This is a genomic window from Amycolatopsis pretoriensis (assembly GCF_900107925.1).
Taxonomy (GTDB): Bacteria; Actinomycetota; Actinomycetes; order Mycobacteriales; family Pseudonocardiaceae; genus Amycolatopsis; species Amycolatopsis pretoriensis.
The window spans coordinates 123,187-145,316 of sequence record NZ_FNUJ01000015.1; the positions used below are offsets into that span (position 1 = coordinate 123,187).

Genomic DNA, 22,130 nt, shown 5'->3' on the forward strand with positions numbered 1-22,130 from the left:
AGGTCAGATCGCGAGCGGAAGAGGAAATCATGAGCGAGAACGCGCCGGGTACGACCGCGCCCGAAGGGATCCGTTGTTCGGATGCGGAACGTGAGCAGGTCCGGGCCGCCCTCTACGCGGCGGCCGGCGAAGGCCGGCTGACGATGGCCGAGGTCGAGGAGCGGCTGGGCCGCTTGGAGGAGCTGCGCTACCGGCACGAACTGGCCGCGCTGACCACCGACCTGCCGGTCGTCGAGCAGCGCACTCCCGTGGGGTGGCGGCAGATCGTGACCGCGGCGGGAACGGCGCTGGCCGCCGAGTTCGCGGTCCTGCGCGGCCGGGCACCCGAGCCGACACCCGGCCGGCGCCGGGTGCTGCTGATCATCACCGTCCTCATCGGACTGCTGATCGCCGGGGCGATCGTCGCGAGCGCGGTGCACGGCTTCGGACCGGACGGGTTCGAAGGTCACGGACCGGAAGCCCTCGAACACCGCTGACGTGGGTGATCACGCGAACTCCCCGGCGTGCTCGGCCGCCCACTGCGCGAACGTCAGCGGCTCGCGGCCCAGAACCCGTTGTGCCGTATCGGTTTTCGGCGACTCGCCGCGCGCGGCCGCCGCGATGAACTCGACGATCGACTTCGCGATCTCGGGCGGCCCGAAACGCTCGAAGTGCTCCTGGGCCTGGGCGGGTGTCAGCTCCTCGACCCGGATGGGCTGGCCGGTGGCTTCGGCGAGGACGTCGACCTGACGCCGTTGGGAAATCAGCGCGCCGCCGGTCAGCAGATCGCTGACGCCTTCGCGACCGGGGTCGCGCAGGGCCGCCACCGCGACCGCCGCGATGTCGCGCTCGTGGATCGGCGCCGTGGCCGCTTCCGGGTGCGGCAGCCGGACCACGCCGGCGTCCCGGATCGAGGACGCCCAGCCCAACGCGTTGTTGGCCAGCACCAGCGGCCGGATCGGGGTCCACCGCAGCCCGGACGTCTCGAGGATCCGCTCGACGTCTCGGTGGTGTTCCGCCACCGCGTTCCCGCGGGCCGAGGGCAGCAGCACACTGCCGGAGGACAGCAGCACCACGTGCTCGACTCCGGCCGTCCGCGCAGCTTCGGCGAAGGCCGCGGTGCCGGACGCGGTGGCGTACAAGAACACCTGCCGCACGCCGGCCAGCGCCGCCGGCAGCGTCTCCGGTGCCGCGAGGTCGGCGGCGACCACCGGGACGCCGGCCGGCAGCGCGGCCGAGGCCGGATTCCGGACCGAAGCGCGGACCGGCTCACCCGCCCCGCTCAGCTGGTCCAGAACATGGCGGCCCACACTGCCACGGGCGCCGATCACGAGTGTCGTCACGCGGTTCTCCTTCGTTTCCGGAGCCAGCATGGGCAACCCGGGCATCGCGCATCCATCGATTGGCGCGAAACCGCGGCACACCGCCATCGAGACGCGGGAAGTGGCACCATTCCGCCATGCTCGATCTCGTCGACACGCAAGTCCTCCACGCGGTGCAGTGCTCGCCGCGGGTCACGTTCCGGCGCGTGGCGCAGCTGATCGGGGTGTCCGAGCAGACCGTGGCCCGCCGCTACCAGGCCCTCCGCCGCGATGGTGTCCTGCGGGTGCTCGGGCGGGTCGCGCCGGCGTCGCGGCGCCACGACGAGTGGGTCGCCCGGATCCGGTGCCGTCCCGACCGCGTCGACACCGTCGCCGACGCGCTCGCCCGGCGGCCCGACGTCTCGTTCGCCCACGTCACCTCCGGGGGCGCTGAGGTGATGTGCCTGGTCCGGGCCGGCGCCGGCCACGACGTGCTGCTGCAGCGGCTGCCGAAGTCCGTGTCCGTCCTCGGGGTGCGCATCGACCTGCTGCTGCACCGGTTCGGGCCGCCGGGCACCGCGGACTGGACCGGCTACGAGGGCCGCCTGACCGCGACTCAGGAGCAGGCCCTACGCGACGAGCTCCCGCCGGTCGCCGGACCGCCGGTCGAGCCGGCCGAGGAAGACGCGCCGCTGCTGGCGATGCTGGCCCAAGACGGCCGCGCCACCCACGCGCAGCTGGCCCGGGAGACCCGATGGACCCAGACCCGGGTGGCGCGCCGGCTGGAGGTGCTGGAGTCGTCCGGCACCTTGTACTACGACGTCGACCTGCTGCCCGAACGGCTCGGCTACCACTCGCACGCCACTGTGTGGCTCCGCGTCGCCCCGCGACACCTCGAAGAGGTCGGGGAAGAGCTCGCGCGCCACGACGAAGTCGCCGTGACGCTGGCGGTCAGCGGTCCGGACAACCTGATGGCGGTCGTGATCTGCCGGGATTCCGACGGTCTCTACCGCTACCTGACCACGCGCGTCGCGAAGCTCCGGGCGATCGAGGGTTACGAGGTCAGCGTCCGGGTCCGGCCGCTGAAGCAGGCGGGCTCCCTCATCGCCGGCGGCCGCCTCCTCGCCGGTGAGTAGTCCACTGTGGACGGATCGGTGGCGCGCGGTCTCCTTCCGGCCGGGAGCCGGTGCGGTAAAGTAGGGCTTCACGCGCCAGGGGGTGGTCGACGGTGGGCCAGGTCGGGTGACCGCGGCAACCGGCTCCGCGGATCGAGCCGACGACATCGTCGCGCTGACCCGGCTGTCCACCGAACCCGGCGCGGTCGGGGCGATGCTCGGCTGGCTCGCGGCGCGCACCGGCGGCACGGCCGCACTGCTCGACGTCGACGGCAGAACCCTGGCGGTGCCCGCGAACCGGCCCGCCCCGGACCCGCCGGTCCTGGCCGCCGCCGCGGCCGCGGCGGCCGAAATGCACCGGCGCGGAACGCCCTCGGCGGTGCTCGGCGGCGAGCCGGACACCATCGACGTCGTCCGCCTCGGGACCGGCGACGACGCGGCCCGGGTGCCGTACCTGGTCGTCGCGCACCGGGCGGAGCGCCGGCCCGGTGCCCTGCTCGCCGACGCCGCCCGTCTGCTGGGCCTGTGCTGGCGGGTGGCGGAGGCCGACCGGACGCGCCGCCGGGTCGCGTCGGCGATGTCGCGCAGCCGCGAGGCCGTGCTGCACCTGCTCATGATCGGCAGCCTGGCCGCCGCGCGGCGGATCGCCGCGACCCTGGGCCCGCGGCTGCCGGACGTGGCTCGCGTGGTCGTCGTGGAGTGCCCGGGCGGCGGGCGGCTGCGGATCGCCGGCGAGATCGAAAGCTTCGCGCGCGGGCGGGCGTGGATCGTGCCGTGCCCCGTCCGGCCCCACCACCTGATCGCGCTCGTCCCGCCGGAGCGGGCCCACGGTGGCCGCCCGCGGCTGGACCTGCTGATCGCCGAACGCGCGCCGGAAGCGCGGGTCGGCGCGAGCCAGGAGGTGCCGCTGCGCGAGACCGCGCTCGGCTACGAACAGGCGTTCCACGCGCTGGCCGTGGCCCGCGGCGTGCCGGGCGGGTACGCCTGCTTCGACCGGCGCACCGACCTCACGCCGTTCCTCGGCGGCCGCGGGCCCGCTTGGGCGGCGGAGTTCCTGACGCCGTGCCTGAGCCACGTCCCGGCGCGGCGGGCCGACCCCGGCGCCGAGGAACTGCTGGCCACGTTGACGTCCTGGCTCACCTTCGACAGCGGCGCCCGCCACCACCTCAAGATCCACCGCAACACGCTGTCCGCGCGCCTGCGCGTGCTCGAGGACCTGCTCGGCCTGGACCTGACCCGGGTCGCCGACCAGTCGGCCGCCTGGCTCGCCCTGCGCCTGCACGCCGCCGGTATCGCCTCCCCGGACGCCGGAGCCGGCTCGCTCGAGGACCTGCTGGCGAGCCCGGGCGCCGTCGTCTGGGCCCGGTCGCAGCTGCTTCCCCTCGACCCCGCAGGCATCGAGACGGTTCGGGCCTGGCTGCGCGCCGACACGCGGCTGCCCGCGACGGCGTCGGCCCTCGGCATCTCCGCGCCGGCCGCGCGCAAGCGGCTGGCCAGGATCGAACGGGCGCTCGGGCGGTCACTGCTGCACGCGCCCAGCGCCCGGCACGAGCTGTGGCTGGCCATGCGGGCGCTCGACGCGCTCTGAACCGCTCACTGGTCACGCGGAAACCGCTGCGGCCGCTCACTGTGCAGGCTGGGACTCGCCGCGCCGCGCGGTGGCTGGCTACCTTCGCAAGCGGCCGTCGGAGGGACGGCCCGGGGGACGGACGTACAAGGGGGAAGATCATGCCGAACGGGAGAATGTGCGCGTCGATCGGTGCGGCGCTGGTGACGGTGGTCGTGGGGGCGGCTCCGGCCGTGGCGGAAACCGGCCCGGCCGCGGCCGCGACGCCGGCGTACTGCAACAACGACGACCCCGCCGGGTTCCCGCCGGACCAGATGAGCTCGCCGCGGTCCACCTGGCTGCGCGGCGATCCGAGCTACACCGAGCTCGAGCTCCGGTACTGGGCCAAGGGCGAGTGCGCCTGGGGGCGGATCACCAACGGCGTGGTGGGCGACCAGATCTGGGTCGACCGCAAGCCGGCGAGCCAGGTCGCGAACGATCCGCACCAGCAGCTCGGCGCCACCCAGATCACCTCCGGGTCGTCGAAGTACACGTACGCGTGGGACGACCACAACTTCCTCATGCGCACGTGCGGCCGGCGGGCCGGCGGGGGCACCGACACGATCCGGTGCACGGCCTGGTTCTAGCGCGGCGCATGTTCGTGACGGGCCACGGCGGGGTAGTACCCCAGCGACGGACCACCTGCCGTGGCCAGTGACGAAAGGCGAGGCGCCGATGACGACGCACCAGCTACCCCGGTCGGACGACCAGCTCCGGGTCGTCGCGCTGGAGGTCGCCGACGATCTCGGCGACGTGGCGACCGTCCGCGCCTGGGCCGATCGCCTCCTGGCCGACCTGCCGGACGACCGGCGGCGCGTCGCGGTCTGGGTCGCCGAGGAGCTGGTCACGAACGCCCTGCTCCACGGCGAGCCGCCGCGGCAGGTCCGGCTGCTGCGGCGGCCCGGGTGGCTGTGCGTCGAAGTCGACGACGGCTGCCTGGACACGGCGTGCGTGCGCCGGTCCGGCGGTGGGGGACTGCGGGCCGTCGCCGCGGTGAGCGTCACCTGGGGCCAATGGCAGCGCAGCACCGGCAAGACCGTCTGGGCCGAGATCGTCACTCCCGTCTGAGCTCAGGCGGCGCGGGCGGGCTCTTCACCGCGGTAGGGGCCCGGCTTCGGGCGGGCCTGGCCGCCCGGGAACGCCAGGCGCAGGATCGTGCGGTGCACCGTGCCGAGCTGGCGGGACAACGGGCCGGTGTTGTACGGCAGGCCGTAGCGCCGGCAGATGTCCTTGACCCGCGGCGCGATCTCGGCGTAGCGGCTGCTGGGCATGTCCGGGAACAGGTGGTGTTCGACCTGGTAGCCGAGGTTGCCGCTCATGAGGTGGAACAGCGGCGAGCCGGTGATGTTCGCCGCGCCGACGAGCTGGCGGACGTACCAGCCGCCGCGGGTTTCGTCGCGGACCTCCTCCTGGCTGAACGTGTAGGTCTGGTCGGGGAAGTGACCGCAGAAGATGATCGAGTGCGCCCACAGGTTGCGGATGATGTTCGCGGTGAAGTCGGCCCAGAACGTCGCCGCGAACGTGCCGCCGCCCTCCTCGCGGACGGCCGCGAGCTGCGCCCGGACCGCGCCCGTGAACCGCTTGCCGCGGACGCGGTCGGCCAGGACCCGCCGCCGTGACCGGGGTTCGGGGCGCACGAGCCGTCCCACGGCGGTCGCGGCGAGCGCGCTCACCAGCGGCCAGCCGACGTAGTCCTTGAGGATCTGGTCGCGGGCCTTGCCCGAGATGCCCTTGATGTCGTGCCACACGTCCTTCAGCGGCTTCTCGCCGGCGCGGATGGCTTCGACGTCGAGGTCGTGGACCGCGACGCCCCATTCGAAGAAGGCCATCAGCAGCAGGTTGTACAGCGGCTGCGCGAGGTACGCCGGGTGCCACTTCTGGTGCGGGTCGATGCGCATGATCTCGTAGCCGAGATCCTTGTCCTTGCCGCGGATGTTCGTGTACGTGTGGTGGATGTAGTTGTGCGAGTGCTTCCACGCCGCCGCGGTCGAGGCGGTGTCCCAGTCCCAGGTGGACGAATGGATGTACGGGTCGTTCATCCAGTCCCACTGGCCGTGCAGCACGTTGTGCCCGATCTCCATGTTCTCCAGGATCTTCGCGACCGCCAGGCAGCCGGTGCCCGCCGCCCAGGCCGCCTTGGACCGGGAGCCGAGCAGCAGGGCGCGGCCGGCCACCGCGATCTGCCGGTGCAGCCGGATGACGCCCTTGATGTACCGGCGGTCGCGCTCGCCGAGGTCGCCGCGCACGTCGTCGTGGATGGCGTCGAACTCGCGGGCGAGTTCGGCGAGCTGATCCGCGCTCAGGTGGGCGAACGGGTGTGTCGGGGTCATGTTTTCCTTTCTCCGCTTCAGAGTTCGACCGTGACCCGGCCTTCGGCGCCGTGCACGCAGGTGCGCACGATCTCGTTGTGCATCTCGGTGACGGCGTTCGTGCGCAGGTCCCGGATCCGGCCTTCCCGGATCGGCAGCACGCACGTGTGGCAAACCCCGACCCGGCAGCCGAAGGGCATGTCCACGCCCGCTTCCTCGCCGGCGACGAGGATCGGCGTGCCGGGCGGGCAGTCCGCGTCGAGGTTGCGGTGGGCGAAGTGCACCGTGCCGCCGGACCCGTCGGCGCCTTCGCCGCCGACGATGGGCTGGAACCGTTCGTGGTGCAGCCGGTCGACGGCACCGCGGTCCTTCCAGTGCGCCTGCAGCGCGTCGAGCAGTTCGCCGGGGCCGCAGGCGTAGGTCTCGCGATCCGGCCAGTCCGGGCACAGGGTGTCCAGCTCGGCCGGGGTGAACCGGCCGTCGCGGCCGGTGATGCGCAGTTCGAGCCGGAACCCTTCGTGCGCTGCCTCGAGCTCGGCCAGTTCGTCGCCGAAGATGACGCCGTCGGCCTCCCGCGCCGAATGGACGTGCACGACATCGCGCAGCCCGGGACCCGGAGCCAGGTGCCGCAGCATGCTCATGACCGGCGTGATGCCGCTGCCCGCCGTGACGAACAGCAGGCCGCGGTCGAGGGAGTCCGGCAGGGTGAACGACCCTTCGACCTCGCCGAGCCGGACGAGCTCACCGGGCCGGGCCAGCCCGACCAGGTACGGCGAGACGACCCCGCCGTCGACCTCCTTGGGGGTGACCGAGATGAGCCCGTCCGCGCGGTCCGGGCTCGACGTCAGCGAGTACGCGCGCCAGTGGTGCACGCCGTCGATGACGACGCCCAGCCGCACGTACTGCCCGGGCCGGTGCCCGACCCAGTCGTAGCCGGGGCGGATCAGCACGGTGGCCGCCCCGCCGCGTTCGGGCTCGACCCGCTCGACGCGTCCGCGCAGCTCGCGGGTCGACCAGAGCGGGTTGATCAGGTCGAGGTAGTCGTCCGGCCGCAGCGGTGTGAACAGCCAGCGCAGCGCGCGCAGGGCCCGGCGCCGCAGCGGTGAGGCCGGTGGGCGCATCCCGGTTTCGGCCATCACGCACCACCTCGCGGACGGCAGGCGGGGCCGGCTTCGAAGGTGACCATGCCCATTGAGTGTACGGGCGTGCACTCAACTTGCAGGATGAACCCGCGGATTCACGCGCCGGCGCCGGCCAGGACGACGTCGCGCAGCTGGCGGCGCGAGCTGATGCCGAGCTTGGAGAAGATCTTGCGCAGGTGCCATTCCACCGTGCGGGGGCTGAGGAACAACCGGGTGCCGATCTCCGGGTTCGAATAGCCCTCCCCGGCCAGCCGCGCGATCTGGAACTCCTGGGCGGTGAGTTCACCCGCGGTCTCTACCGTGCGTTTCCGCGCGGTCTCCCCGGTGGCCTGCAGCTCGCGCCGGGCCCGGTCGGCGAACGCCTCCGCGCCCATCGCGGACAGCTGCTCGTGCGCCGTGTGCAGCTGCGCACGGGCGTCCACCCGGCGGCCCTCGCGGCGCAGCCACTCGCCGTAGAGCAGGTGGCCGCGGGCGAGGTCCACGCGCAGCGGCGTCCGGTCGAAGCACGCGATCGACTCGCGGTAGAGGCGGTCGGCGTCCGATCCGGTGCTGCCCAGCGCGCGCACGCGGGCGTCCAGCCCCAGCGCTTCCGCGGTCGGGATGGCCGAAGCGCGGTCCGCCGACCGGGCCGCCGCGGTCCGCAGCAGCTCCTCGTCCCCGGTTCGCGACGCCGCCTCGGCCAGTTCGGCGGTGACCAGGCCCGGGAACCCCACCACATCGTGCTCGAACACCTCGCGCGCGGCGGCCAGCGCGGCGTCGTGGCGGCCGAGGCCGTTGTACAGCACCGCGCGCCCGTAGCCGGCGAAGTTCACCAGCCGGAGCTGGCCGCGGGCCGACGCGTCCCGCGCCGTGTCCTCGAACAGCTCCGCCGCCGGTGCCTCCCGGCCGCGGAACGCGGCGAGCAGCACCGCGGCGTAGCCGACCGGCGCGTTGCCGGTCGCGCCGGCGATCACGCGGTCCTCCTCGGCCGAGGCCGCCGCCGCGGTCAGCTCGCCCGCCAGCACCTCGTTGACGCCGAGGAAGTTGAGCGCGAACTGCAGCTGCACGAGCGCGCCGGCGTCGCGGGCGAGCTGGACCTGACGCGTCGCGAACGCCCGCGCCGCCGCGAAGTCCGCCGCTTCCGTGGCGATCATGCCGCCGGCCCGGTTGCCCAGCAGCCAGAGCAGCCGCCCGGTGTCCTCGGTGCCGACGTCCAGCGCGTGGACCGCCGCCACCGCGTCGGACAGCAGCGGCGCGGCGGCCCGGTAACCGTCGGTCAGCCGGGTGGCCAGCGCGTCCAGAACGAGGTCGACGGCGCGGGGCGGCACGGGCGCCGGGGGAGCCGCCCGGGTGGCCTCGGCCACCGCCACGAGCTCTTCCCGGTCCGCGCCGGCCCACAGGGCCGCGGCCAGCCCCTCCAGGTACGTCTCGCGCGCCCGGTTCGCGTCGAGCGGGGTGAGCCGCTCGGCCGCCCGCAGCAGGAGCCGGGCCGCGTCGCCGCCCCGGCGCCGGTCGAACGCGATCTGTCCGCGCAGGTGCTCGGCCTGGGCGGCGCGCTCGGCGTCCGGTGGGCCGGCCGCTGCCGAGTCGAGCAGGCCGAGGGCCGCTTCGAGCGCTCCGGCGTCGCGCGTGACCGCGGCCGCCGCGAGCTCGCGGTGCGCGCGCCGGGCGGGTTCGGGCGTCAGCAGCGCCGCCTGTTCGAGGAACGCGGCCGCCGCGACCAGGCCTCCGCGTGCGCGTGCCCGGCCCGCCGAGCGTTCGAGGTCGGCCGCGACGTCTTCGTCGGGGGAGACGGTCGCCTGCCCGCGGTGCCAGGCCCGCCGGTCGGGGTCGAGGTCCGGGTCGGTCACGTCGGCCAGGGCCCGGTGCACGTCCTGGCGGTCCGGGGCCGGCGCCGACCGGTAGACCGCCGACCGCACCAGCGGGTGGCGGAACCGGATCCGGCGGCCGAACTCGATCAGCCCCGTCGCCTCGGCGGCGGCCGCGGGGTCGGCGCCGAGACCGAGCTTGCCGGCCGCGGCCCAGAGCAGGGTGGCGTCGCCGAGGGGCTCGGCGGCGGCGATGAGCAGCAGCCGCCGCGTGTCGGCGGGAAGCGGGTCCAGCTGCCGGACGAAGCACTCCTCGATGCGCCCGGCGAGCGGCAGCGTCCCCGGCCGGGCGAACCCGTCGGCGGGCCCGTCGGCCGTCCACGCGCGCGGCAGTTCCAGCAACGCCAGCGGGTTGCCGTGGGTTTCGGCGACGATCCGGGCGCGGACACGGCGGTCCACCGGTCCCTTGAGGACCGAGGCCAGCAGCGCCTCCGACTCGGCCTCGCCCAGCCCGCCGACCGGGAGGTCCGGCAGCCCGGCCAGGTCGGGTTCGTGGCCGGGTTCCCGCACCGCGAAGACCACGGCGATCCGCTCGGCGAGCAGCCGGCGGGCGGCGAAGGCGAGGACCAGCGCGGACATCCGGTCGAGCCACTGCGCGTCGTCGACCAGGCAGAGCAGCGGCTGGTCCTCGGCCACGTCGGCGAGCAGCGTCAGCACGGCGAGCCCGACCAGGAAGCGGGTCGGCCGGGGCCCGGCGCTCAGCCCGAAGGCCGTGGCGAGCGCGTCGCGCTGGGGTTCGGGCAGGCGGTCGAGCCGGTCGAAGAACGGCGCGCACAGCTGGTGCAGCCCGGCGTAGGCCAGCACCTGCTCGGATTCGACCCCGGCGGCGCGCGCGACCCGGAACCCGGGGGCTTGGGTGTGCGCGTACTCCAGCAGCGCGGTCTTGCCGATCCCGGCCTCGCCGCGCAGGACCAGCACCTGGCCCTGCCCCGACCGGGCACCGGCCAGGAGACGGTCGAGCGCCGCGCGTTCGCCGTGCCTGCCGATCAGCGCCGGCCCACGCCCCGGCATGCGAACCTCCTGCGACCGCCCGGCGACGGCCGTGCCGGGTCACCGAACCCTAGCGCAGCGGGCCGGCGCGTCACGCGTCGTCGTGGGCGCCCGCGTACCGCGCTTCGACGGCCTTGGCGGTCTTCGCCAGCTCTCCGCCGAGGACCCGCTTGCCCAGCACGCCGAGCAGGCCGCCGAGCAGCCGGCCCTTGAGGTTCTTGCCTTCCCGCACCACCTCGGCGTCGACCTGGGTGGTGCCGTCCGGCAGCCGGGTGAAGGTGTAGGTGTGGCCCGAGGCGCCGCCCCAGGTGTTGGAGTCGGTGGTCCGCATCACGACGCGGGCCGGATCGGACCAGTCGTAGCTCAGCCGCTCCCAGATGCCGCCGGATCCTTCGGTGACGTCGGCGTGGCCCGGGCCTTGATCGTGCACCTCGAGGTACTCGGTCGCGCTGCGGCCGAAGAGCTTCGCGCGCTCCGGGCCGAAATCGGTCAGTCCGGCCAGGAACTGCTCCGGTGTGGCGGTGGTCGTCTGACGCAGGTGGATGGTGGACATTTCTTCCGGTCTCCTCGGTGTGTCGCGGGTGTCAGGCTTGGTGCTCGGCCATGTACCGGGCGTACCAGGACGACCACTGCTCGTCGTACTCGCCGGTTTCCTTCTCGTGCTCGCCGTGCGCGGCCGCGGCCTCGCGCAGCGCGTCTTCGAGCTGCCGCGTCGAGCCGTAGCTCACGCCGTCGACGCGGCCGGGGAAGCGGGAGGTGATCTCCTGCAGCTGCCAGGTGTTGCCGTCGGGGTCGCTGAAGGAGGCGAAGGAGGAGTAGGTGCCGTGGTCGGGGTGCACACCCGGGGCGAAGGCTCCGGTGGCGTCACGGTGGAAGACCTCGCTGACGTCGACGCCGTGGCCGGCGAGCTCCTTGCGGGCGGCTTCGATGTCGTCGACCACGAGGTAGGTGTTGCGGACCGCCCCGGGGGCGGCGTCGGTGAGGCCGGTGCCGAAGTGGACCGACGTCGGGGATCCCGGCGGGGTCAGCTGGACGATGCGGGAGGTGCCGAAGTCGATGTCGGCGTCTTCGCGCCAGCCGAGGGTCTTGTAGAAGTGCTTGGTCCGGTCGACGTCGGTGACGGGCAGGACCACGACTTCGAGCTTCATGTCCATGATTCGGACTCCTGGGGTGTGGTGGCGGCGGGGTTCGCCGCTCTGGAATCCACAGTGCTCCGCGGCGGCCCCCGTGGCCCCAGGGAGACACCCTGGCCGACCCCCGGGCCCGGGGTGCCAGGGGCCGCGAAGCCGGGCCGGGCATTGGGCCCGAGCCCCGGCTACGATCCGGGCGTCGATCCGAAAGCGGTGAACTGGGGGAAGCAATGGGCGCTGTCAAGGTGCTGGTGACCGGGGCGAGCATCGCGGGGCCCGCGCTGGCCCACTGGCTGCGGCGGCGGGGAGCCGAGGTGACCGTCGTCGAACGGGCTCCCGGGCTGCGGCCCGGCGGGCAGGCGGTCGACGCGCGCGGCGTGACCAGGGAAGTCATCCGCCGGATGGGGCTGGACGAAGCCGTGCGCGCGGCCCGCACCGAGACCGCCGGCGCGCACACCGTGGCCGCCGACGGCACCGTGCTGGAGACCTTCAGCGCCGAGGACGACGGCGGCGACGGCTACATTTCGGAGATCGAGATCCTGCGCGGGGACCTCTCCCAGGTGCTCTACGACGACACCCACGACGGCGTCGAGTACGTCTTCGGCGACCGGATCGCCGAGCTCACTCAGGACGCCGACGGCGTCGACGTGGTCTTCGCGGGCGGCGACCGGCGCCGCTTCGACCTGGTGATCGGGGCGGACGGGCTGCACTCGGCGCTGCGGGCGATGGTCTTCGGGCCGCACGACGAGTACGTCCGCCACCTCGGGCACGTGCTGGCCTTCTACAGCGTCCCCAACGAGTTCGGGCTCGACGACCACGTGCTGGAGCACCAGGAGCCCGGGCGCTCGGCGATGCTGCGCCCGATCGGGGACGCCACCCGCGCGATGGCCATGTTCTCCTTCGTCTCACCGGACTTCGACGTCGACTACCGCGACGTCGAGGCCCAGAAGCGCCTGCTGCGCGAGCGCGTGGCCGGCCTCGGCTGGCTGACCCCGCAGCTGCTCGAGCACCTCGACGACACGCCGGACTTCTACCTCGACCAGGTCGCCCAGGTGGTGCTGGACCGCTGGTCGGACGGCCGGGTGGCGCTGCTCGGGGACGCGGCGTTCAGCTCGTCGCCGCTGTCCGGGCAGGGCACCGGACTGGCCCTGGTCGGCGCCTACCTGCTGGCCGGCGAGCTGGCGACCGCCGGCTGGGACCCGGCGCCGGCGTTCGCCGCGTACGAGAGCCGGATGCGGTCGTTCGTCGAGGCGAACCAGGAGATCGGCCGGCTGCACGCGGCCATGCGCGGCATCCCCGACCCGGACGCGGCGCCGGCCCCGGAGCCCGACATGGAAGCGCTCACCGCCCTGGTCGAGCGCGCGCTCAACGGCGTCGAGCTGCCGGACTACGCGCAGGCGCCGGACTCCGGGGTCCGGCTCAGCGCACCGCGAGGAACCAGTCGGCCGTCATGACGACCGCGTAGCCCGCCACGCCGGCCGCGACGGCCGGCCACCGGGGTGCGCCGCGGCGGGAGAGCGCCGACCCGATCGTCCAGGCGAGCAGGATCGCGGCGAGCCAGCCGATCGGCGGCAGCCAGTGGACGACGTCCCGGCCGGTCTCGGTGCACGGAAAGACCGTCTCGTCCGGCAGGCACGTGTCGGTGCTCCGCGCGGCGGCGGAGCCGAACAGGAACGCGCCGGCCCCGCCGGCGAGCGCGAGGAACCAGCCGGTGACCGCGAACCCGATGCCCCGCCGCGGGTACGGCCGGATGTCTGCCATGGGCGCCACCACCTCCGAGCCGGAGGCTATCGCCGGTCGGCCACGCCACGCGGGCTTGTTCACCGGAAGTTCGCCGGCAGTGGTCAGCGGCCCAGGCGGTGGGCGCTGTCCTCCGCGCGGTGCAGGGCGGTGAGCAGGGCCGCCCGGCCCGTGTGGTCGATGTCCTCGGTCAGGGCGTCCGTCGCGGTTTCGCCGCCGAGGTTCAGCTTGGTCACCAGCCGGCGGTGGATCGCCGCCATGCTCGCCGCGTCGAAGTCCGGGCGGACGAACGCCAGCAGCAGCCGGACTTCGTCCTCGCACCGGCGGTAGCTCTCCAGCAGGTGCTCGTTGCCCGCCGCCGCGACGATCGCCCGGTGGATCGCGCCGTGGGTCTCCGTCAGCTGCCGCCACGACGGCGTCCGCGTCGCCAGTGCTTCGAGGCGCTCCACCTCGGTGAGGACGGGGGTCAGATCCGCGCCGCGGGCCAGCGCCATGCGCAGCGCGCCGAGCTCGAGGACCTTGCGGTAGTCGAAGATCTCGTCGATGCGCGCCCGGCTCAGCGGCGCGACGACCGCGCCGCGGTGGCGTTCGTGGACGACCAGGCCGCGGTCGGTCAGCAGGCGCAGCGCCGAGCGAACCGTGTGCCGGCCGACGTCGAAGCGGTCTGCCAGCTCTTCCTCGCGGAAGCGGGTGCCGACCGGGTGCACGCCGTCGAGCAGTTCGCCGCGCACCACCTCGGCGATCCGCTCGGGTGCCGCAGGTGCCACTGTCGCCTCCCAGCTTGTCACACACGATCGCGTCAGATTGTGTCACAATGTGGCATGGAGATCGACGGAGCACCACCCGTGTTGCTGCTGCCCGGCGGCGCCGAGAGCTGTGCCGGCTTCTTCCCGGGCTTGGTCGAGGGACTCCCCGGTGTGCGCGTGATCCAGTACGACCGGCCAGGCACCGGAACGTCCACAGAGGACGGTTCACTGGCCGGCGCGGCGGCGCACCTCGGGGCGTACGTCAAGGGGCTGGACGTCGGCCCGGTCGTGGTGGTCGGGCAGAGCCTCGGCGGTGCCGTCGGCGTGCTGCTGGCGCGCGAGCACCCGGAGCTGGTCGCGGGCCTGGTCCTGCTGGACCCGACGCCGGTCAACGACCCGAAGCTGTGCGCACGCATCGAACGCATGACGCGCGTGCTCGGCCGGCTGTCGGCGGTGCCGGGGCTGGGTGCGTTGCTGGGTAAGGGATTCCGCGCGGCGGCCCGGCGCGGCGCACGCGACCTGCGCCCGGACTGCGCGGCCGCGCTCAGGCGGACGGCGAACCTCGACATCCCGACGCTGGCCCGCGCGGTGGTCGGTCTCGCCGAGGTATCGGTGCGCGAGTCCGAGCTGCCCCGGGTGCCGGCGGTCGTGGTGACGGCGGATCGCAAGCCGGGTCACGCGGTCCGCCGGGCCCACGAAAGGCTGGCGGCCGCGTTTGGTGGCCGGCTGGTGAGCTGGCCGGGGGCGACGCACAGTGTGCATCTCGATCATCCGGACGAGGTGCTGGCCACGGTGCGGGAGGTTGTTGCTCGCTGAGGGGGCGCGGATGGGGAAGCCGCGCGCCTGGTGCCGGTGGAGTCGGCTGGCTGAGGTGCTTCGGTGTTCGCGGGTGTGGTGGTGGCAGGGGAGCCGCGCGTGCCCGGCGCCGGTGAAGTTCGCGACCTGAGGCGCTTCAGCGGCCGCGGGCGTGGTGGCGGTGGAGCCGAGCGAGGTATGGCGCGTGCGTGGTGCCGGTGGAGTTGGCGACCTGGGGCGCGGGCGTGGTGGTGGCGCGGAGCCGCGTGAGGCGCGGGACTCGCCTGGCGCCGGTGAAGTTGGCCGCCTGAAGCGCCTTGGCGTCCCCCGGTGGCGGCGGGAGCCGCGCGCGTCGGCGAAACTCCCACCCTGACCGCGCCTCAGCGGGCCCGCATTCGGTGCCGGTACAGCAGCCACACGAAATACGGCGCCCCGATGATCGCCGTCATCAACCCCGCCGGGAGCTGGCCCGGGGCGATCACCGTTCTGCCCAGCGCGTCCGCCGCGCACACCAGGATCGCGCCCAGCAGCGCCGCCGCCGGCAGCAACCTGGCGTGCCTGCTGCCCACCACCGCGCGAGCCGCGTGCGGCGCCACCAAGCCAACGAAACTCAGCACCCCGATTCCCGCCACCGCCGCGCCGGTCAGCAGCACCGCGCACGACAGCAGCAGCAACCGCGACCGCCCCACCGGCACGCCCAGCACCCGCGGCGTCTCCTCGTCCAAGGACAGCAGATCGAGCTCGCGCCGCATGCGGACCAGCACCGGTGCCACCAGCAGCACCGCCAGCCCCATCGGTACCAGGTGCGTGAACGTGCGGCCGTACGTCGAGCCGCCCAGCCACGTCAGCGCCTTCGTCTCGTTCCACGGGTCGGACAGCGTGATCAGCAACGTCACCAACGCCTGCGCTGCCGCGTGCACGCCGAAGCCGATCAGCACCAGGCGTTCGCTGGTGAACCCGCCGCGCGCGGCCACCGCGAAGACCACCGTCATCGCCAGGGCGGCACCCAGGCCCGCGGACCCCGTCAACGTCCAGAACCCGACCCCGGACACCAGCGTGATCACGGCGACCGCGCCCAGCCCTGCCCCACCGACCACCCCGATCATCCCCGGTTCGGCCAGCGGGTTGCGGGCGACTGCCTGGGTGAGCGCGCCGCCCAGGGCCAGCGCCGCGCCCGCCAGCAGCGCGGCCACCACGCGGGGGACGCGCGTGTCCAGCACACCGGTCACCAGCGGGCCCGCCTGGCCGGTCACCCAGTTGACGACGTCACCCAGCAACAGCTTCGCGTCCCCGAGCAGGACCGCTCCCACGGCGACGCCGACCGCCACCAACGCCAGCACGCCCAGCACCACCCGGTACCGGAGCGCGCTCACCCCGCCGCGCGCGCCGGCCGCCGGAGGTTCGGCGGTCGCGGACGTGATCCGGGCGCCGCGGGCCAGGACCACGAGGAACAGCGCGCCGAGGATCGTCGTCACGACGCCGGTCGGCACCTCCAACGCCCGCTGCGGGCTGATGATCGTGCGCAGCAGCACGTCGGCGCCCAGCAGGAGCGCCGCCCCCAGCGCCGCGGAAACCGGGAGCAGCGCGGCGTGCCGGTGCAGGCCCGGCACCGCGGACGCCAGTAACCGGGCCAGGGCCGGCGCGGCGAGGCCGACGAACCCGATCGGACCGGCCAGCGTCACCGCCGCCGCGGCCAGCAGCACGGCCAGCCCGATCGCGGCGACGCGTGTCCGTCCGATGTGGATACCCAGGGCCCGCGCGTGGTCGTCGCCGACGTGGATGAGGTCGAGCCGCCGGGCCATCGCGAGCAACGCGGCCACCGCCACGCCGACGAGCGGGCCGAGCGTGCGGACGCCCCGCAACCCGTTCTGCTCCAGCGATCCCTCGCCCCAGGCGAACAGGCCGCGGGTTTCCTGGGAGTACAGCAACAGCAGGACCTGGGTCACCGAGACCAGCGCCAGCGCGATCGCCGTGCCCGCGAGCACCAGCCGCACGATCCCGGTGCCGCCGGTGCCGGACAGCGCGAGCACGACCGCCGCCGCGGCGAGGCCGCCCGCGAACGCGACACCGGTCGCGCCGAGCAGCGGCAGCGAGACGCCGAACGCCGCGACGGCGACCACCGCGAGGTGCGCACCGGCGTTGACGGCGAGCGTGTCCGGCGACGCCAACGTGTTGCGGGACACCGATTGCAGCACCGCGCCGGCCACGCCGAGCGCGGCCCCGACGACCAGAGCCGCGAGCAGCCGCGGCAGCCGCGACTCGAGGACCACGGCGGTCGTGTCGCCGGTCGCGCCGCCGAACACGAGCCGCAGCACGTCGAGCGCGTCCAGGTTCGCGGTGCCCTGTGTCAGGTGCACCGCCGAACCCAGCAGGAGCACGGCGGCGAGCCCGGTCCCCAGCAGGGTGAGCCGCCCGTGGCGCCGGACGGCGGCCACGGGCGGCTCGGTGAGGGTGGCCACTAGCCCTTCAGGGCGGCGACGGCGGCGTCGACGAACTGCGCCATGGACTTGGGCCCGCCGAACATCCACAGGGAGTCCGGGAAGCGGTGCACCTTGCCGCTCTTGACGAACGCGAGGTTCTGCCAGATCGCGTTGCCGGCCAGCTGCTGCTGGTACGGGTCGCCGTCGGCGTTGTTCGCGATGTACCAGAACCGCACGTCGGGCAGCTTGGTCAGGCCTTCGACGTCGGCCTGCCCGAGCCCGTAGGTGGGGTCGCCGTCCATCGGCCACGCGGTGTCCAGGCCGAGCCGCCCGAACACCGCGGACACCAGCGCGCCCTTGGTGTAGGGCCGGATGCTGACCGAGCCGGACGTGACGTAGGCGTCGGAGAACGCGACCTTCTGACCGGCGGCGCCGAGCTTCTCCACCTCGGCCTGGCCCGCAGTGAGCTTCTGCTCGAACTCGGACTTCAGCTGCGCGGCCCGGGTTTCGGTGCCGGTGGCCTTCGCGATGACGTCCAGGCCGGCGTACATCCCGGCGACCGGGTCCTTGGCGTCACCGCCGTTGATGACGAGCACCGGCACCTTCGCCTCGATCTGCTCGAGCGCGCCTTCGGTCACGCTGTCGGTGACGACCACCAGGTCCAGCCCCAGCGAACCGAGCGTGTCGAGGCTCGGCTCGCCGCGGGTGCCGATGTCCTTCGGGGTGCCGTCGAGCGGGGCGGCGCTCGCCCACTGGCCGTAACCCTTGATGTCCGACACGCCGACCGGCATGACGCCGAGCGACACGAGGTGCTCGACGGCGTTCCACTCGGTCGCCGCGACGCGCTTGGCCGGGTGCGGCAGCTTGACTTCCTTGCCCCGCGAGTCGACGACCGTGACCGGGCCGGCGCCGCTCGTGGCGGCCGCGTTGCTGGTGGGCTCCTCGGTGGTGCCGCAGGCGGCCACGAAGAACGTGGCGGCCGCGGACAGGCCGAGGAGCATCCGGGTGATCCGCATGTTTCTCCTGTTTTCGATGGGTCAGGCCAGCTCAGACCAGCGCGGTGTCGTTGAAGCGGCCGACCGCGCGGGTGTGGATCCGGCCGTCGGCCGGGTCGAGCGCCACGTCCACGCGGATGCCGTAGGCCCGCGTGAGGTTTTCGGCGGTGAGCACGTCGGCGGGGGAGCCGTCGGCGGTGACCCGGCCGGCCTCCAGCAGCAGCACCCGGTCGGCGACCGCCGCGGCCTGGTCGAGGTCGTGCAGCACCACGCCGACCCCGACGCCGTGCCGGTCGGCGAGGTCGCGGACGACGTCGAGGATCTCCACCTGGTAGCGCAGGTCGAGGAACGTCGTGGGCTCGTCGAGCAGCAGCAGCGCGGTGTCCTGGGCCAGGCAGCTCGCGAGCCAGACCCGCTGCGCCTGCCCGCCGGAGAGGGCCTGCACCGGCCGGTCGGCGAGCGCGGCCAGCCCGGTCAGCTCCAGTGCGCGCGCGACGGCCGCCGGGCCTTCGGGGTCGCGGCCGCCCCAGCGGGACCGGTGCGGGTGCCGGCCGAACTCGACCAGCTCCCGCACGCTCACCCCGCCCGGCGCGCTCCGCTGCTGCGACAGCAAGGTGATCCGCTTGGCGATGTCCTTTCCGGACAGTGCCCGCAGGTCGGCGCCGTCGGCGAAGGTGACCGACCCGGCGACCGGCGGGTGCAGCCGCGCCAGCGCGCGCAGCAGCGTCGACTTCCCGCTGCCGTTCGGGCCGATCAACGCGGTCACGGAGCCGGCGCGCAACGAGACGGACGCGGAGCGCACGACGACGTCGCGGCCGTAGGCGACATCGATCTCGCGGGCGTGGACACCGGTATCGGCGCGATGGGGGACGTCAGGCACGCGAGAACGATAAGGTCAGCCTTACCTAACTACAAGGTGGCGGACAGCACACCACCCCCTGAACCGGGCGGCCAACGCGCGAAAACGCCGCGGTCCGGTTAGCGTCCGTGGGGCAGGCCGGTGCGCCCCTCCCCCCTCGGCGCATCGGCCTGCTCCAGCCCACCTGCTTCGAGCGCATGTCGGAACGGGCCCGCGCGGCTGCGAAGCCCGCGTCACCGGTTCCCGGCGAAGAACTCCGCCGCCCACCGGTAGGCCATCGCGCAGGCCTCGGCTTCGGTGGTCCTGAGGTGTTCGACGACCTCGCCACCCACCCACAGCATCAGCGCGACCGCGCCCGGCCGGATCGGGGTCAGCCCGATGAGCCGGCTGTGCCCGTCGCGCTCGAGGACGCGTTCGGCGGTGAGCCACTGCCCGGTCGTGCCGGTGCGCGTGACCGTCCACGCCGGATCGGCGCCGAGTTCGGCCACCGATCGGGGAACGAGCTCGTCGTGCACGTCCAACCACCCCTCGTCCGGTGATCCGAAGATGAATCCCAGGTTAACAACGCCCGGTCCGGCGGGCATGATCCACTACGCTGGCCGGACCTGGGGGCCACGACCGCAGGGAGCTGTCATGCCGACCCTCACGACGGTGGCCGGCTGGACGATCACCGCGTCCGGCGACACCGCGACGTTCACGCACGCCGCCGGCGGTTTCCGGGCGCCCCGCGTGTGGAGCGGCCGCGGGCTGGCGATCGCCGAGGCCGACCTCGCGTCGATCGACAAGGCGCTGGGCGAGGTGCTGAAGCTGCCGGTCTACTGGCTGGCCCGGGCCCGGCGCCGGGACAGCGGAGCCGGGGACGCGGCGGTGTGGTCGGAGCCGCGGTACGACCCGGACGACGAGTTCGTGTACCTGGCCGGACCGTGCCGGGCCGAGGAGGCCCCGGGGTACCGGCCGGCTTCGGCGTTCGTCGTCGACCTGGTCCACCTGCGGGGGCTGCGGATCCGGATCGCCGCCTACCGCGCGGCGACCGGCGTGGAACGTCCGGGCCGGGCCGGTCGGGCAGGGTAGTTTTGCCCGTCTTGACCTCCGTCGCGCCGCGGGGCAATCCTGGGAGTCTTGTCCGCTTTTCCCGGAGGGGGAAACGATGCGACGGCTCCTCGTGCTTTTCTGCGCCCTTTTCCTGACGGTCACCGCCGTCCCCGCGTGGGCCGATCCGGCGCCCGACCCGGTTCCCGGCGAGAGACCCCCGCTGGGGATCACCTGGGCGACTGGGGATCCCTACTGCCTCTACCAGCTCGGCGAGGACGCCGTGAAGGCCGCGGCCGACCAGCTCGTCTCCTCCGGGCTGCGGGACGCCGGTTACGAATACGTCATGCTCGGCGACTGCTGGCAGGCCGCCCAGCGCGACGCCGCCGGCAAGCTCACGCCCCGCCCGAGCTTCTCCTCCGACATCCCGGCGCTGGTCGGCTACGTCCACGAACGCGGGCTCAAGATCGGGTTCTACAGCGGCACGGGCGCGAAGACCTGCAGTGCCTACCCGGCGGCCGGCTCGCTCGACCACGAGGACATCGACGCGCAGACCTTCGCCGCCTGGGGCGCGGACTACCTGCGCTACGACACCTGTTACAGCGTCAACGGTGACGCGCCCGCGCGCGTGAAGAAGATGGCCGACGCCCTCAAGCGCACCGGCCGGCCGATCACCCTCGAGGTCGACGACTACGACCGCGACCAGAGCCCGTGGCTGTGGGCCCGGGCGTCCGGCGCGCAGGTCTGGCGCACCTACCAGAACGCGACCTTCGGCTTCGGCTACTCGACCGGCAGCCTCGACAAGCAGTACGGCCTGGCCGGCTACAACGGCCCGGGCGGCTGGAACATGCCCGGCTCCTTCACCTTCAGCTACCTCGACACCGCCGAGCGCCAGGCCAAACTGGGGCTGTGGGCCGTGCTCAACGCGCCGCTGGTGGCCGACATGGCGCTCGCGGCCGACGTCACGCTCCCGGCCGCCGAAATGAGCAACCCCGACATCATCGCCGTCGACCGGGACTGGGCGGGCGTCGGCGGGCACAAGGTCCGCGACACCGGCTGGACCGAGGTGTGGACGAAACCGATGTCCGACGGCTCGGCCGTGCTCGTGCTGTTCAACCGCGGCGAGCTGGCCGCCCCGATCACGACGTCCGTGGCCGACGCCGGGCTCCCCGCCGCGGCCGGGTACCGCGTGCGCGACCTGTGGACCGGCGACGAGACCGAGACGACCGGCGCGCTCGGCGGCACCGTCGGGCGGCACGCCGCCACCGTGCTGCGCGTCTGGCCCACCGCGCCGGCCGCCGCGCCGCGGACGTCGCTGACCGTCGACCTGCCCGACTCCGTGCCGCCGGCCCAGCCGGTCACCGCCACGGTCCGGTTCACCAACGCCGGTTCGACGCCGGTCACGGCCGCACACCTGCAGCTGACCGCGCCCGCGCAGTGGCAGTTCGACAGTCCCGCCGACGCGGTCACCGGCACCGTCGCCCCCGGTGCCACGTGGGAGACCGCGGTGACGCTGCACCCGGTGTCGACCGCCACCCAGCCGTTCAAGATGCCGGCCACGGTGTCGTACACGACCACGCAAGGCGCGCGCACCGCAACCGCGTCGGCCGAAGCGCCGCTCATGCTCGCGCCGAACCCGCCCTACACCAACGGGTTGCTCAACACGCAGCCGTGGATCTCCACCGAGAACGGCCTCGGCCCGGTCGAGCGCGACAGCACCGACAACGGCCACCCGCTCACGATCAACGGCAAGACCGACGCGCACGGCGGCCTGGGCGCGCACGCGCCGTCGGTCGTCCGGTACTACCTCGGCGGCAAGTGCAAGCAGTTCACCGCCACCGTGGGCGTCGACGACCGCGGTCCGGACGGGACGCTCGGGTTCCGGGTCATCGGCGACGGCGTCGAGCTGGAGGCCACGGGCGACCTGCGGCACGGCGACGCCGCGCAGCACCTGGTCGTGCCGGTGACGGGTGTGCAGGTGCTGGCGCTCGCCGTCGACGACGCGGGGGACGGCTCCGCCGGTGACTGGGGCGACTGGCTGTCGCCGTACCTCAGCTGCTGACGTCCCCGGCCGGGCCGGACGCCACGTGCCAGACTGGTGGCCTGTCCGGCCCGGCCAGGGGAAAG

Annotated in this window: 21 protein-coding genes; 9 read left to right on the forward strand and 12 right to left on the reverse strand. The window is 73.9% G+C overall.

The genetic code is table 11. The features are described from left to right. Positions 1-29 precede the first annotated feature (29 nt). On the forward strand, positions 30-476 hold the full coding sequence (locus BLV96_RS45165) for a DUF1707 SHOCT-like domain-containing protein (RefSeq protein ID WP_086670729.1): 447 nt from the start codon (positions 30-32) through the stop codon (positions 474-476). A gap of 9 nt (positions 477-485) precedes the next feature. Here the strand turns inward: BLV96_RS45165 and BLV96_RS45170 are convergent, their stop codons facing one another. Continuing rightward, entirely contained in the window at positions 486-1,322 is an 837-nt protein-coding gene (locus BLV96_RS45170; RefSeq protein ID WP_158104049.1) for an NAD(P)H-binding protein, read from the reverse strand. Between the two features lie 116 nt (positions 1,323-1,438). On the opposite strand from BLV96_RS45170, the gene BLV96_RS45175 reads away from it, so the two are divergent. From BLV96_RS45175 to BLV96_RS45190, 4 genes are all read left to right on the forward strand, one after another. Continuing rightward, positions 1,439-2,416, forward strand: a complete 978-nt coding sequence (locus BLV96_RS45175) for an Lrp/AsnC family transcriptional regulator (RefSeq protein ID WP_086670724.1) — start codon at positions 1,439-1,441, stop codon at positions 2,414-2,416. 106 nt (positions 2,417-2,522) lie between these two features. After that, positions 2,523-3,983: a helix-turn-helix domain-containing protein gene (locus BLV96_RS45180; RefSeq protein WP_208608506.1), complete on the forward strand. Its 1,461-nt coding sequence runs from the start codon at positions 2,523-2,525 to the stop codon at positions 3,981-3,983. A 140-nt stretch (positions 3,984-4,123) separates the two neighbouring features. After that, positions 4,124-4,588: a hypothetical protein gene (locus BLV96_RS45185; RefSeq protein ID WP_143051137.1), complete on the forward strand. Its 465-nt coding sequence runs from the start codon at positions 4,124-4,126 to the stop codon at positions 4,586-4,588. Between the two features lie 88 nt (positions 4,589-4,676). Next, entirely contained in the window at positions 4,677-5,069 is a 393-nt protein-coding gene (locus BLV96_RS45190) for an ATP-binding protein (RefSeq protein ID WP_086670720.1), read from the forward strand. A gap of 2 nt (positions 5,070-5,071) precedes the next feature. Here BLV96_RS45190 and BLV96_RS45195 read toward each other — a convergent pair whose 3' ends face one another. The 5 genes from BLV96_RS45195 to BLV96_RS45215 all read right to left on the reverse strand — a co-directional run bounded on the left by BLV96_RS45195 (position 5,072) and on the right by BLV96_RS45215 (position 11,443). After that, positions 5,072-6,331 (reverse strand): fatty acid desaturase family protein, encoded by a 1,260-nt coding sequence (locus BLV96_RS45195; RefSeq protein ID WP_086670718.1) that lies wholly within the window; start codon positions 6,329-6,331, stop codon positions 5,072-5,074. A gap of 17 nt (positions 6,332-6,348) precedes the next feature. Then, positions 6,349-7,446 (reverse strand): ferredoxin reductase, encoded by a 1,098-nt coding sequence (locus tag BLV96_RS45200; protein WP_086670716.1) that lies wholly within the window; start codon positions 7,444-7,446, stop codon positions 6,349-6,351. A gap of 101 nt (positions 7,447-7,547) precedes the next feature. Beyond that, a complete protein-coding gene (locus BLV96_RS45205) occupies positions 7,548-10,310 on the reverse strand; it encodes a helix-turn-helix transcriptional regulator (protein ID WP_091390388.1) in 2,763 nt (920 codons plus the stop codon). Between the two features lie 70 nt (positions 10,311-10,380). Beyond that, a complete protein-coding gene (locus BLV96_RS45210; protein WP_086675801.1) occupies positions 10,381-10,842 on the reverse strand; it encodes a hypothetical protein in 462 nt (153 codons plus the stop codon). A 31-nt stretch (positions 10,843-10,873) separates the two neighbouring features. After that, the gene (locus tag BLV96_RS45215) at positions 10,874-11,443 is read right to left on the reverse strand and encodes a VOC family protein (protein ID WP_086675802.1); all 570 of its coding nucleotides are present in this window, start codon (positions 11,441-11,443) and stop codon (positions 10,874-10,876) included. Between the two features lie 206 nt (positions 11,444-11,649). On the opposite strand from BLV96_RS45215, the gene BLV96_RS45220 reads away from it, so the two are divergent. Then, positions 11,650-12,873 carry an FAD-dependent monooxygenase gene (locus BLV96_RS45220; protein WP_167379940.1) on the forward strand — a complete coding sequence of 408 codons (1,224 nt, stop codon included), beginning with the start codon at positions 11,650-11,652 and terminating at the stop codon, positions 12,871-12,873. Here the strand turns inward: BLV96_RS45220 and BLV96_RS45225 are convergent. Together BLV96_RS45225 and BLV96_RS45230 are read right to left on the reverse strand one after the other, a co-directional pair. Beyond that, positions 12,839-13,180, reverse strand: a complete 342-nt coding sequence (locus BLV96_RS45225; RefSeq protein ID WP_086675803.1) for a hypothetical protein — start codon at positions 13,178-13,180, stop codon at positions 12,839-12,841. The genes BLV96_RS45220 and BLV96_RS45225 overlap by 35 nt on opposite strands. 83 nt (positions 13,181-13,263) lie before the next feature. Then, entirely contained in the window at positions 13,264-13,926 is a 663-nt protein-coding gene (locus BLV96_RS45230) for a GntR family transcriptional regulator (RefSeq protein WP_143051138.1), read from the reverse strand. A gap of 54 nt (positions 13,927-13,980) precedes the next feature. Here BLV96_RS45230 and BLV96_RS45235 point away from each other — a divergent pair, with 54 nt between their 5' ends. Beyond that, on the forward strand, positions 13,981-14,721 hold the full coding sequence (locus tag BLV96_RS45235) for an alpha/beta fold hydrolase (RefSeq protein ID WP_086675805.1): 741 nt from the start codon (positions 13,981-13,983) through the stop codon (positions 14,719-14,721). A gap of 359 nt (positions 14,722-15,080) precedes the next feature. Here BLV96_RS45235 and BLV96_RS45240 read toward each other — a convergent pair whose 3' ends face one another. The 4 genes from BLV96_RS45240 to BLV96_RS45255 form a co-directional block, all read right to left on the reverse strand. Beyond that, a complete protein-coding gene (locus BLV96_RS45240) occupies positions 15,081-17,159 on the reverse strand; it encodes an iron ABC transporter permease (RefSeq protein ID WP_244180957.1) in 2,079 nt (692 codons plus the stop codon). Beyond that, a complete protein-coding gene (locus BLV96_RS45245; RefSeq protein ID WP_086675807.1) occupies positions 17,159-18,136 on the reverse strand; it encodes an ABC transporter substrate-binding protein in 978 nt (325 codons plus the stop codon). The genes BLV96_RS45240 and BLV96_RS45245 overlap by 1 nt, the downstream gene beginning before the upstream one ends. A gap of 31 nt (positions 18,137-18,167) precedes the next feature. Next, positions 18,168-18,995, reverse strand: a complete 828-nt coding sequence (locus tag BLV96_RS45250) for an ABC transporter ATP-binding protein (protein WP_086675808.1) — start codon at positions 18,993-18,995, stop codon at positions 18,168-18,170. A gap of 212 nt (positions 18,996-19,207) precedes the next feature. Continuing rightward, positions 19,208-19,489 (reverse strand): hypothetical protein, encoded by a 282-nt coding sequence (locus BLV96_RS45255; protein WP_425266222.1) that lies wholly within the window; start codon positions 19,487-19,489, stop codon positions 19,208-19,210. A 118-nt stretch (positions 19,490-19,607) separates the two neighbouring features. On the opposite strand from BLV96_RS45255, the gene BLV96_RS45260 reads away from it, so the two are divergent. Both BLV96_RS45260 and BLV96_RS45265 read left to right on the forward strand, forming a co-directional pair. After that, a complete protein-coding gene (locus BLV96_RS45260) occupies positions 19,608-20,045 on the forward strand; it encodes a hypothetical protein (protein WP_086675810.1) in 438 nt (145 codons plus the stop codon). Between the two features lie 76 nt (positions 20,046-20,121). After that, a complete protein-coding gene (locus BLV96_RS45265; RefSeq protein WP_086675811.1) occupies positions 20,122-22,065 on the forward strand; it encodes an NPCBM/NEW2 domain-containing protein in 1,944 nt (647 codons plus the stop codon). The last annotated feature ends 65 nt before the right edge of the window (positions 22,066-22,130 follow it).